This is a genomic window from Corynebacterium sp. KPL3927 (assembly GCF_040225835.1).
Taxonomy (GTDB): domain Bacteria; phylum Actinomycetota; class Actinomycetes; order Mycobacteriales; family Mycobacteriaceae; genus Corynebacterium.
The window spans coordinates 52,367-61,182 of sequence record NZ_JBEHGD010000013.1 but is presented as its reverse complement, the minus strand read 5'-3'; the positions used below and the strand labels follow the sequence as shown (position 1 = coordinate 61,182).

Below are 8,816 nucleotides of genomic sequence, written 5' to 3'. Positions count from 1 at the left end.
GGCGTTTTCGTCGCCGACGCGGGCGATGGCTTCGCCGACCTCGATGGTTTCGTCTTCTTCGGCGAGGATTTCTACCAGGGTGCCGGCGACGGGGGAAGGAATTTCGGTGTCGACCTTGTCGGTGGAGACCTCGAGCAGTGGTTCGTCTACCTCGACGGTGTCGCCGACGGACTTGAGCCACTGGGTAATGGTGCCTTCGGTGACGGATTCGCCGAGTTCAGGCATCTCCACATCGGTGGCTTCGCCGGAGGACTTGGCAGAGGAGTCAGACTTGGACTCTTCCTTGTCTTCGGACTTGGTTTCTTCCTTGTCTTCGGACTTGTCGTCGTCGGAGTCGGAGTCGTCGGAGGATGGTGCGGCGTTTTCGTCGCCGACGCGGGCGATGGCTTCGCCGACCTCGATGGTTTCGTCTTCTTCGGCGAGGATTTCTACCAAGGTGCCGGCGACGGGGGAAGGGATTTCGGTGTCGACCTTGTCGGTGGAGACCTCGAGCAGTGGTTCGTCTACCTCGACGGTGTCGCCGACGGACTTAAGCCACTGCGTAATGGTGCCTTCGGTGACGGATTCGCCGAGTTCAGGCATCTCCACATCGGTGGTCTCACCAGAAGCCTGGGAGCTAGAGCCAGACTTCTTCTCGTCCTTTTCTTCCTTCTCCTCGGACTTGGATTCTTCCTTGTCCTCAGACTTATCGTCATCGGAGTCATCAGAATCATCGGAAGAGGAGCCAGCCTCGTCTTCATCACCGATGAGCGCGATCACCTCGCCGACCTCGATGGTGTCGTCTTCTTCGGCCTTGATTTCTAGGATGGTGCCGGCCACGGGAGAAGGGATTTCGGTGTCGACCTTGTCGGTGGAGACCTCGAGCAAAGGCTCGTCCACCTCGACGGTGTCGCCGACGGACTTAAGCCACTGGGTAATGGTGCCTTCGGTTACGGACTCGCCCAGCTCGGGCATCTCAACGGAGTTCGCCATGAGTTTTAAGACTCCTCGAAAAGTTGGAAGTATTCTATCGCTACCGCACAATCTTACAGCGTGATGCCCGTCATCGTGCAGTAGTGGGGTTAGTAATACCCTCCATGCGGGTAAACTAGTGGGTTATGTTCAACCTCTTCCGCCGCAATAAGTCCCGATCGCCACTGCGACCGCCCCGCGGTCCGGGAGAAACTATTCGCCCGGAAGATGAACAAGAGCTCAAAATGTGGGCGGCCGATAAGGCATTTGTCGAGGCATTTATCGAGCCTGAGACCGTGGTCAATGAAATGTCTGTGGTCGTGGTGGATGAAAATGGTGAGTTTATTCGCCGGCGCATCGGCGGGCCGAAGGGGATTGACGCGGTAAGAAAACTATTGCAATGCGACGTTTTTGATGTCGAAGAAACCGGGTACCCCCAACGCATGCGCGAGCGCATGGAACGCCAACGCATCTTGCGTAAAAGGGAAGAACAGCGTCTTCGCCGCGCCCGCTTTGAACGCGGGGAGAACCCTGATTCGGGGCAAGACTTAAGTTAATCGGCCTAGATAATGGTGGCGCCGGCTTTTCCTAGCCTTGCCAGGGCGGCGTCCCCGCGGTCCGGATCCACAGGGGAGCAGTACTCGCTTAAGACGCGGACGGAAAAACCTTCCTTTAAAGCATCCGCTGCGGTTGCTTGCACGCAGTGATCCGTGGCAATGCCGACGATGTCTACTGCGTCGATAGCGTGCTCGCGCAGCCAATCTGCGAGCAAAACGCCGTTCGCTGCGCCCTCGAAACCGGAGTATGCTGCGGTGTATTCGCCCTTGCGGAAATATGCTAGCGCAGGCCCGATGGTCTCGTGCATCTGGGCCCCATAGGAATCAGCAACGCAGTGCACCGGCCAAGAATCGACAAAATCCGGGTCCTCCGCAAAGTGGGAACCCGGATCGATGTGCCAGTCCTGCGTGGCAACGACGGTGTCATACTCGGTCTGCAAAGAAGCGATCTTCTCCGCAACCTCGTTGCCGCGATCGGTGCCGAGCGCGCCGGCTGGGCAAAAATCGTGTTGGACATCAACGATGATTAAAGCAGTGTTCATAACTCCGCTATTTTATGCCCAGTCGGCGGCGCGGGGTATTACTTTGATTCAGCAATCTCGCGCAGGGCAGCGATGACGGTGCGGGTAGGAACGCCCGTACCCATCTTTGGCGTGTAGCCATAGGCACCGGTGGTATTGAAGGAAGGCCCAGCGACATCGATATGTGCCCATTCGATGCCCTCGCCTACGAAGTGCTTCAGATAAGTACCGGCGTATTCCATGCCGCCTTCGCGCTTGGCGTTGATATTGCGGATATCTGCGCTGGCGGATTTCACGGATTCATCGTGCTCTTCCAATAGCGGCATGGCCCATGCGTTTTCGCCTACCTCGCGGCCGATGCTGGCCATGCGGTCGCGGAAGTCCTCCGAACCCATGACGCCGGCGGTGCGCCCGCCCAAGGCGACCATCTGGGCGCCGGTCAGCGTGGCGGTTTCGATGAGGAAGTCGGGCTTATCCTCGCTGGCGCGCGCGATGGCATCGGCAAGCACCAAGCGGCCCTCTGCATCGGTGTTGAGTACCTCAGAGGTAATGCCGCCGTAGTGGGTGATGACATCGCCCGGGCGGGTAGCATTATCGCCTGGCATGTTTTCCGCCAGCGGCAGGGTAGCGGTGATCTTCACTGGCAGGTTGAGCTTTGCCGCGGCGATGATGGAGGCGGCCATAGCAGCGGAACCGCCCATATCGGAAATCATGTCCCACATGCCAGATCCTGGCTTCAAGGAAATGCCGCCGGTATCGAAGGTGATGCCCTTGCCCACGAGCGCCACGTGCTTCTTTGCCTTCTTTGGGCTCCAGCTCAGGCGCACCAAGCGCGGCGGGCGAGCGGAACCGCGACCAACCGCAGTGATGCCGCCAAAACCCTGCTTCTTCAATGCCTTTTCATCCAAGATTTCTACATCGAGGCCTACCTCTTCAGCCTGGGCGGAGAGGAAGTCTGCATAAGACTCTGGGTACAGCAGGTTCGACGGGGTATTGACCAGATCGCGGGCAATGAGCACGGATTCTGCGGTGATCTTCGCTGCCTCGAGCTCCTCGCGCGCGGACTTTTCTGCCACCACGGTAAAAGCGGCGGGCTGCTCGGAATCCTTGCCGGGCTTAGAGCGCAGCCCCTTGAACTTGTAGCCGCCCAAGATGAGGCCTTCTACAGTGGGCGCGATTCCAAAATCCCCCAGGGACGTGGCTACCTCTTCCAGCTTGGAAATCGAGCGTGCGGCGCTGCCGGCGGCGCGGCGCAAGGTTTCTGCATCGAGGTCCTCTGCATCGCCGAGGCCGACGGCAATGACGGAATCTGCCTCCGCCTTCTTGGGGGCGGGTATGCGGGTGACCTCGTTGGCCTTACCGGTTGCCCCCACGGCAATGAGAGACTCGTACGCTTCCCGCAGCTCGGCTGACTTGAGCAGCGAGGTTCCTGGAAGCTCAATGCCATCTTCGCCTTCGAATGCCGCGATAAGTAGGGCCTGCGTGTTCTTCGGAGCCTTCTTTTCTAGCGTAAGTTCCGGAAATTCCCCACGTGCGGGTACAGCGTGCTGAGACATAATATCCTCCTTTTTAATTGGTACTAATGAAACTTTCGCCCATAATACCGCGCTAAAGTGAACATATTCCTACCCGGCTATAGATAAAAGGAGTAGATTGTGGGCATGCTTGATTACACGATTACCCGTACGAATCAACCAACGGCGGCAGAGGATTTAGACAAAATCCTGGCCAATCCCGGCTTTGGCCAGTACTTTACGGACCACATGGTAACCATTGATTGGTCCACGGAGAAGGGCTGGCACGATGCGCAGGTCCGCCCTTACGGCCCACTGACGATGGACCCAGCGAGCAATGTCTTCCATTACGGCCAAGCCGTCTTTGAGGGCATTAAGGCCTACCGGCAGCCCGATGATTCCATCGTTACCTTCCGCCCCGATCAAAACGCGCAACGCTTTATTAATTCGGCGCAGCGCTTGGCGATGCCTGAGCTACCGCAAGAAGAGTTCATTGAGGCACTGCGCCAGTTGGTGGACATCGATAAGAGCTGGGTACCGGAAGCAGGCGGGGAAGCGTCGCTCTACCTGCGCCCCTTTATGATTTCTACTGAGGTCTCGCTAGGTGTCCACCCGGGCAATGCGTATCGTTTCATCCTCTTGGCCTCGCCCGCCGGTGCGTATTTTAGCGGCGGCATTAAGCCGGTTTCGGTATGGCTGTCTACTGACTATGTCCGCTCCGCGCCGGGCGGAACCGGTGCCGCGAAATTCGCCGGCAATTATGCTGGCTCCTTGTTGGCGCAGGCGCAGGCCGAAGAAAAGGGCTGCGACCAAGTGGTCTGGCTGGATGCAATCGAACGCCGGTACATCGAGGAAATGGGCGGGATGAACCTCATGTTCGTCTACGGCACCGGCAGTGACGCCGAGATCGTCACCCCAGCTCTTTCCGGATCCCTGCTACCCGGCATTACCCGCCAGTCCCTGCTGCAGGTCGCCGAAGACAAGGGCTACAAGGTAAGCGAGCGGCGCATCACCGCCGAAGAATGGCAGCGCGATGTGGAATCAGGGAAGATGACTGAGGCATTTGCCTGTGGTACCGCTGCCGTTATCACGCCGGTGGGGCGCGTCATTGGTGACGGCACCGATTTCAGCGTCAACGATAACGAGGCCGGTGAGGTCTCCATGGCCTTGCGCGAGCGCCTGACCGGCATCCAGCGCGGCGCCGTGGAGGATGCCCATGGCTGGTTGCACACTCTGGTCTAGTGCGCTTGGCTGAGCTGCGGTGCGATGCAGCGCGTGGCTAGGCCTCTGCCTGTGTGGCGTCCGCGGTAATTTCTACGCCCAGGAATAAAAGGGGCAGCGCAGCCAAGGCGCCGAGCGCCGGCGCCGGCTCCATCTGCAGATCCAGCAGGGGATCCAGTCGCAGCTTCTTTAAGGCCAGCCGGTGAGCGGGCTGCGGCGCGATATTGGTGGCAAGGAGCCAGTCGTGGATCCGCGTGTCTTCAGCGGCGCACACGGCAGCGGTGGCGGTTAATGGGGCATCGACAAGCAAGGGCGTGCGCCGCCGCGCAGCTTGGGACATAAAGCCCACCAGCGCGGCCAGTACGGGGGAGCCGCTGGCCTTAATGAGCGCCCGCCCAGTCAGACCGCGCATCCGAAACATGGAATCGCGAATGGCTGCAACCTCGGCCTTCCAGGCTTCGACGCTCGGCTGCTTGCCGACGACCACCACCGGCTCCTCCTGCGCCAGAACCCCCGTGACGGCCGCGGCAGCCTGCGTGCTGTCGATGCCGCCAGGTATCAACAGATCCGCACCGCCATCGATTTCCGCATCTGCCGTCTGTACGCCTAGGTCATAGGCCGTGGAGCAATCCGTCACCGTGACGGATTTAATGCTGGCCCCAACCCGCCGCGCAGCGGTCTCCGTGGCCTGTGGGATCCCTTCACCGTCCTCGGTAAAGATGATGGCCCGCACCCGCTGAGGCTCGGAAGCGGGGGAGCGATCTTGGCAGGCGGCTAGCCATTGTGCGGCATCGCTTAGCCGGCCGTAGTGGGAAAGCTGCGGGGAATCAGCCATGAGCGTGCTTCCTTAAACGTCGGCCCCGCGCTCGACGCGCGGGCGAGGAATGCGCCACTTGCGGGGCTGGCTGGCGCGGGAAAATGCATAAAATCCTAAGCCAAAGCCGGTCGCGGTGGTGCCGGGGAACTTCTTGCGGACCGCATTATTAGCACGGCGGCCCAGCCAGATGCCGTCGATGGCGAAGATAAGGATGACCACCATGGCAATCGCGTTGATAAGGCCTGCGATGCTGGGAGCCGCATAGGTCACGAAAACCACCACGATAAGGGCAAGCGCCATCGGTATCACCCATTCCGAAAGCGTGCGACGGGCATCGATCCAATCGCGTACGTAGGCGCGCTCTTCACCCTGGTCGCGGGCTGGGAGGAAGCGTGGATCGCCTTCGGCCATGCGCTCCTGGCTTTCGCGGTTGCGCTGGTTACGCTCCTTGCGTTCCTGCTTTTTATATTCTTTCCACTCGTCCTTATTCATGGACTTTTTGAGTTCCTTGCGGCGCTTATAGCGCTGCGCATCGGATACTCCATGTGGATCGCGCTTCACGCCGCGCGCGATTTCCTGTTCCTGGCGCTTTGGCGTGGGACGACCCTTCGGAGGGGTATACCCCTTGCGGTGGGGTTCTTCCTGAACTTCTTCCTGCGCGGGAGCGGATTCAGGGGAGGTCTTGTCATCTTTTTGCCACGGAAGTTTCACGCTGATCAGACTACAAGGTTTCGACCCCAAGAAGGGAATAGGCCCGCCCACGGCGTTGTTATTACTATGGGCTACCTTTTCCCTCCTCGTAGATGCGGGTAGGGTAGTGGCTACGCAACCAAGACACATTTGAGGAGAAGTGATGACCGCTCCAGTTTCCGAAACCGGCGTCATTCTGACCGAGGCCGCAGCCGCAAAGGCAAAGGGCCTGCTTGATCAGGAAGGCCGCGACGATCTCTCCCTGCGCATCGCAGTGCAGCCCGGCGGCTGCGCTGGCCTGCGCTACCAGCTCTACTTCGATGACCGCAGCCTTGATGGCGACAAGGTCGACGAGGTGGGTGGAATCAAGCTCGTCGTGGACAAGATGTCCGTGCCGTACCTTACCGGTGCCAAGATCGACTTCGCTGACACCATCGAGTCCCAGGGATTTACCATCGATAACCCGAATGCCACCGGCTCCTGCGCGTGTGGCGATTCCTTCAACTAAACAGAAGGATAAAGAAAGAGGGTGAGTGCTTCTCGGCGCTCACCCTCTTTTTATGTCTTTAAAGCTCGGTGTGGAACTTTACCCAGCCCAGGTTAAAGCTTGACCGGGTAGTCGCGCTGTTCAATCTGCGGGTCGATGCGCTTTTCCACAAAGATGCCGTGCCAGATCATAAAGGAAAGCACCGTCCACAGGCGGCGGGAGTGATCGGAGACGCCATCGCGGTGCTCCTTGAGCATCTCCAGAACTTCCTTCTTGTTGAAGATGTCCTCGGTCTGGGAATCGTTGATGGTGTCTTGCGCCCAGCCGTAGAGCTCGTCGCCGGCGAGCCAGTGGCGCATGGGAACCGGAAAGCCCAGCTTCTTGCGGTTGAGCACGTGCGCGGGGACGATCTGTTCCATGGCCTTGCGCAGCGCATACTTGGTGGTGCCGTGGGAGATTTTCAGGTTATGCGGGATGGATTCTGCGACCTTGAATACTTCCTTATCTAGGAATGGCACGCGCAGCTCCAAGGAGTTGGCCATGTTGATCTTATCAGCCTTGACTAGGATGTCACCGCGCATCCAGGTAAATAGGTCAAGGTGCTGCATGCGGGCTACTGGGTCAAAGTCTTCCGACTGCGCATAGATGGGCGCGGTGACCTCGCGGTGATCCCACTCGCGCTTGGCCCATGGGATAACGCGCTGCATCTGCTCAAAGTTAAAGGAGCGTGCGTTGCCGTAGTAGCGCTCCTCCATGGTCATGGAGCCGCGGTTGAGCAAGGACTTGCCCTTCATGCCTTCCGGCAGCACGCGGGAAAGCTTGCCCAATCCCTGGCGCAGCGGAGAAGGGATTTTCTCGAATGGCGCGAGCGACAGTGGCTCCTTATAGATGGTGTAGCCGCCGAAAAGCTCATCGGCACCCTCACCGGACAGGACCACCTTGACGTGCTTGCGGGCCTCTTGGGCCACGAAGTACAGCGGCACGAGGGAAGGATCGGCGACCGGGTTATCCAGGTACCACATAATCTTTGGGATCGACTCGGCGTATTCTTCCGGCGAGACGATCTTCACGATGTGCTCTACGCCGATGGCTGCCGCCGATTCTGCGGCCACGTCCACCTCGGAATAGCCTTCGCGCTCGAAACCAGTGGTGAAGGTCAGCAGATCTGGGTTGTGTCGCTTGGCCAGGGTAGCGATGGCGGTGGAGTCGATGCCGCCAGAGAGGAAGGAACCAACGGTGACATCGGCACGCATGTGCTTGGCGACGGAATCCTCCAGCGCTTCTGCAATGCGGTCAAAAAGCTGCTGCTTTTCGCCTTCAGGCACCTGCTGGACCGGGAAACGTGGCTTGAAGTAGCGCTCGGATACGACGTCCTCGCCCGGCTTCAAGGTGACCGTACAGCCGGATTCCACGCGGCGGATATTGGCGTGCAACGATTCCGGTTCCGGTACGTGTTGTAGGTCTACGTAGTGCTCAATGGCGCGTCGGTCAAGGCTGAGATATAGACCAATGTCCTCAGCCATGTCTAGGATGCACTTCATCTCGGAGGCGAAGACCGTGCCAGCGTCCGTGGTGGCAAAGTAAAGCGGCTTGATGCCGAACTGGTCGCGCGCGGCAAACATTGTCTTGGTCTTGGTATCCCAAATGACGATGCCAAACATGCCACGGAGGTGCTCAACGACGTCCTTGCCCCAGTGGTGGTAGCCCACCGCAATGGGCTCGCCGTCGCCTTCCGTATAGAAGGTGTAGCCCAAAGCCTTAAGTTCTTCGCGGAGCTCAACGTAGTTGTAGATCTCGCCGTTAAACGTAAGGGCATATCGTTCAGGCTCGTCCTCCGGGCCCCAGCGCAGGGGCTGGTGGGAATGTTCCAAGTCGATAATGGACAGGCGGTTAAAGCCGAAGGCGGCGTCGCCATCATGCCAAGTGCCGGCTGCGTCCGGTCCGCGGTGGTGCATGCAAGGAAGTGACCGCTCCAGCGCGTCGACATATTTGTCCACGTTACCGGTGGCCGCGAGCATGCCAAGAAGTCCGCACATGTAAAGATAGCTCCTTTTAATT

9 protein-coding genes are annotated in these 8,816 nt (G+C 59.2%); 3 read left to right on the top strand and 6 right to left on the bottom strand.

What is annotated here, in order from left to right:
• Positions 1 to 972, bottom strand: a 972-nt coding sequence (locus ABRP86_RS07685; protein WP_349863544.1) for a biotin/lipoyl-containing protein, incomplete at its 3' end; no start/stop codon positions are given.
• Positions 973 to 1,097: 125 nt separating this feature from the next.
• On the opposite strand from ABRP86_RS07685, the gene ABRP86_RS07680 reads away from it, so the two are divergent.
• On the top strand, positions 1,098 to 1,508 hold the full coding sequence (locus tag ABRP86_RS07680; protein WP_349852654.1) for an oxidoreductase: 411 nt from the start codon (positions 1,098 to 1,100) through the stop codon (positions 1,506 to 1,508).
• A gap of 5 nt (positions 1,509 to 1,513) precedes the next feature.
• Here the strand turns inward: ABRP86_RS07680 and ABRP86_RS07675 are convergent, their stop codons facing one another.
• Together ABRP86_RS07675 and ABRP86_RS07670 are read right to left on the bottom strand one after the other, a co-directional pair.
• Complete coding sequence (locus ABRP86_RS07675; RefSeq protein WP_349863542.1) at positions 1,514 to 2,050, bottom strand: isochorismatase family protein; 537 nt, start codon at positions 2,048 to 2,050, stop codon at positions 1,514 to 1,516.
• Between the two features lie 38 nt (positions 2,051 to 2,088).
• Positions 2,089 to 3,585, bottom strand: a complete 1,497-nt coding sequence (locus ABRP86_RS07670; protein ID WP_023023143.1) for a leucyl aminopeptidase — start codon at positions 3,583 to 3,585, stop codon at positions 2,089 to 2,091.
• 105 nt (positions 3,586 to 3,690) lie between these two features.
• Between ABRP86_RS07670 and ABRP86_RS07665 the strand changes: the two genes are divergently transcribed.
• Entirely contained in the window at positions 3,691 to 4,785 is a 1,095-nt protein-coding gene (locus ABRP86_RS07665) for a branched-chain amino acid aminotransferase (protein ID WP_349863539.1), read from the top strand.
• A gap of 37 nt (positions 4,786 to 4,822) precedes the next feature.
• Here the strand turns inward: ABRP86_RS07665 and ABRP86_RS07660 are convergent, their stop codons facing one another.
• Positions 4,823 to 5,599 carry a nicotinate-nucleotide--dimethylbenzimidazole phosphoribosyltransferase gene (locus ABRP86_RS07660; RefSeq protein ID WP_349863536.1) on the bottom strand — a complete coding sequence of 259 codons (777 nt, stop codon included), beginning with the start codon at positions 5,597 to 5,599 and terminating at the stop codon, positions 4,823 to 4,825.
• Between the two features lie 12 nt (positions 5,600 to 5,611).
• Positions 5,612 to 6,292, bottom strand: a complete 681-nt coding sequence (locus ABRP86_RS07655) for a DUF3043 domain-containing protein (protein ID WP_349863533.1) — start codon at positions 6,290 to 6,292, stop codon at positions 5,612 to 5,614.
• Between the two features lie 142 nt (positions 6,293 to 6,434).
• On the opposite strand from ABRP86_RS07655, the gene ABRP86_RS07650 reads away from it, so the two are divergent.
• Positions 6,435 to 6,779, top strand: coding sequence for a HesB/IscA family protein (locus tag ABRP86_RS07650; protein ID WP_005283948.1), 345 nt, complete (start codon positions 6,435 to 6,437; stop codon positions 6,777 to 6,779).
• Positions 6,780 to 6,871: 92 nt separating this feature from the next.
• On the opposite strand, the gene asnB is transcribed toward ABRP86_RS07650, so the two are convergent.
• A complete protein-coding gene (gene asnB, locus ABRP86_RS07645) occupies positions 6,872 to 8,794 on the bottom strand; it encodes an asparagine synthase (glutamine-hydrolyzing) (protein WP_349863530.1) in 1,923 nt (640 codons plus the stop codon).
• Positions 8,795 to 8,816: the final 22 nt, after the last annotated feature.

Excerpts from the sequence above, each read along its gene's own strand:
- ABRP86_RS07670 (WP_023023143.1), bottom strand. The coding sequence starts at position 3,585 with ATGTCTCAGCACGCTGTACCCGCACGTGGGGAATTTCCGGAACTTACG.
- ABRP86_RS07660 (WP_349863536.1), bottom strand. The coding sequence starts at position 5,599 with ATGGCTGATTCCCCGCAGCTTTCCCACTACGGCCGGCTAAGCGATGCC.
- ABRP86_RS07680 (WP_349852654.1), top strand. The coding sequence starts at position 1,098 with ATGTTCAACCTCTTCCGCCGCAATAAGTCCCGATCGCCACTGCGACCG.
- ABRP86_RS07675 (WP_349863542.1), bottom strand. The coding sequence starts at position 2,050 with ATGAACACTGCTTTAATCATCGTTGATGTCCAACACGATTTTTGCCCA.
- asnB (WP_349863530.1), bottom strand. The coding sequence starts at position 8,794 with ATGTGCGGACTTCTTGGCATGCTCGCGGCCACCGGTAACGTGGACAAA.
- ABRP86_RS07665 (WP_349863539.1), top strand. The coding sequence starts at position 3,691 with ATGCTTGATTACACGATTACCCGTACGAATCAACCAACGGCGGCAGAG.
- ABRP86_RS07650 (WP_005283948.1), top strand. The coding sequence starts at position 6,435 with ATGACCGCTCCAGTTTCCGAAACCGGCGTCATTCTGACCGAGGCCGCA.